Here is a 2,399-nt window from a genome sequence, read left to right on the forward strand (position 1 = left end):
TCTTACCAGTCATTTTTCGTTTAAATATAACAAGATAAAAGATACCGTAGCGCCTTTTTTAAATAAATTGCACTCTCTTATAAAAGAAGTAACAAGTACTGTTTTTGATTTTAAAAATATATATGTTGTAAATTTAAATTCCGATGGCACCAATAACATCTCAAAGATAAACAAGGCATTAGAAGAGCGAGAGAGAAATTCTGAATTTAAAGAAGAGTCTAAAGAGGAAATTTTACTAATACTTCCTTATAAGTCAGCTCAACCAATAGCACCATATCAGCCTAAACATACAAAACTTACCATCATCTTAGCGGATAAGACACATCTTGATTGTGTAAATTTAAATCCATCAGGAAAAAAAGAAGAGAGCAAGATCATACTAACTAACTATAAGTATAATCCTTACAATACAAATAAAAACGACAATATAAAATTTATAGTTCCATCTACAAGTGCAGAGGTAACTCTTTACAAAGATAATACTGGCAAGTTTGTCTCTCAAGATGGAAAGTATTTTTTTGATAATACAAATAAGTTAACCTTAAATTTCTTTAACAACCTAAACTTTAATCTACTAAATTTTGCCAAAGAAAATAACTTTAATCTAAGAAACGATAAAGCTTCTTCAATGTTTAATATAAAGTTAAAACTATCAGATAAAGAGCCAAGTGTTTCAACTACTCATAAAGGAAATTTCGATCTGACTGTTTCGGATTTAATTATCACTGATGAAAATCAAAACAGCACAGATATCAAAAAAATTTATTTGCATAATGGAGAAGATAAAAAGGTATATAAGTCTTACTATCTAGAAAAAAATGGTTCTAGCGACAATGAAGCAGATAAAGACTCATATACGGCTAAATTTAATATAAATCTTATACAGGATAAAGATCAAAGTGCTTTTAAAAAGACTACAAAGATGATATTAGCTTCACGAGATCTTAGTAAGGATCACTCCACAGAAGAAATTCATAGCATGAGTGATAATGGCGTTATATCAGTCGAAGCAAAGAAAAAAGCTGAAGGTAGTACTACATATGATCTAAAAACTTCACTTGTTGATATCGCAAATAACATAACTAATGTTGTTATAGAAAATACAGGCAAGCTAAATGTAAAAGAAGCTATTAAACTAAAGGCAATGTATAAACCAAATAAAGGCGATGATAACTATAAAGATATAAACTGGGCTTATGAGATCATAAGACAAGATGAATACAACAAAGAGATAAAAGATAATAATCCTACAGGATATATAGTATTAGAAGGTGATAAATTTAAAGGTAAAGAGATAAGTTTTACTCCGCAAAATGACATAAAAGATAAGGAGTTGCTTGAAAAACTAAAAGAAAATAACAGCACAATAGTTTTTTTTGCATATTTAAGAAGCCCATCTTATAAGACAAGATATGGTAAGACACATATAAGAGCAGACTTTAGGGTTCCTATGGAGCTAAAATATGAAAATAATAAACTTTATATATATGAATTTGGGCATACGGATAAGAGTTTAAGCTTTGATGCAAGCTTGTCAAATGCTTTTATTAATGAGATTAATGATACTAAAAAAACAGATAATGCCAAGGGAAGATACTATATAAGCTCAAATATAAATTCTCAAAGCATAAGTATTTATAAAGATCATAAGTTAAAAGAGTTGGCTTATTGTTCTATAAATGATCGCAATAGACCTGCTAGAGCACTTCTGGAAATTTATGCATTAGGTGACAACACTAAAAGCTCAATATCTAATTTCCAAAATGGAATAAATTTAATAAATAGTGAAAATAAAAGTAAATTTATATCCAAATTTAATGAAGTAAAGCAAAGAGTTAAACTAGAAAATACCCAGAGTGTTAGCCTTGAAGTTATTGAGGAGGATAATGAGATAATCTTCCCTCTTAAAGTAAAGCCATTAAATGATAAAGATGGAGTTCATAGTAGGTATTACTGGGCTAGTGCGCCAGGAGCACATCAGGCCTCTTTTGGTAGTGGCAGAAGCGGTGGCAAGAGAAGACATGCGGGTAGGGATTTATATACTTTAGCGAATGCAGAGATTGTTGCAATAGCAGATGGAATTGTCTTAAATACAAGCTTCTTTTATTGTAAAACAAATCAAGTTACCATTATGCATTATTTCAAAGGCCGAAAAATTATAATAAGATATGGGGAGTTAGTTAACATTCCTGTAAAAGCAGGAGATAGGGTAAAAAAAGGTCAATTCTTAGGGCAAACTGGCAAATTATTAAATGATAGAAATCAACATATTAATGTTGTTTCAGGATACACAATATATATGATTCACTTTGAATATTACACAGATGGAAATAACACAAAAGATCCATTGACTGTTCGCGATCCAAATAATAAATTTAAAAGAAGGAGCGATTTATCAG

At 29.9% G+C, this 2,399-nt stretch carries 1 protein-coding gene; it reads left to right on the forward strand.

What is annotated here, in order from left to right; translation table 11 throughout:
* Window positions 1-67 precede the first annotated feature (67 nt).
* Window positions 68-2,399, forward strand: a 2,332-nt coding sequence (locus tag CYP77_RS02460; RefSeq protein WP_181001944.1) for a M23 family metallopeptidase, incomplete at its 3' end; no start/stop codon positions are given.

Source organism: Campylobacter concisus, assembly GCF_002913865.1.
In the GTDB taxonomy this organism is placed as follows: Bacteria; Campylobacterota; Campylobacteria; order Campylobacterales; family Campylobacteraceae; genus Campylobacter_A; species Campylobacter_A concisus_AM.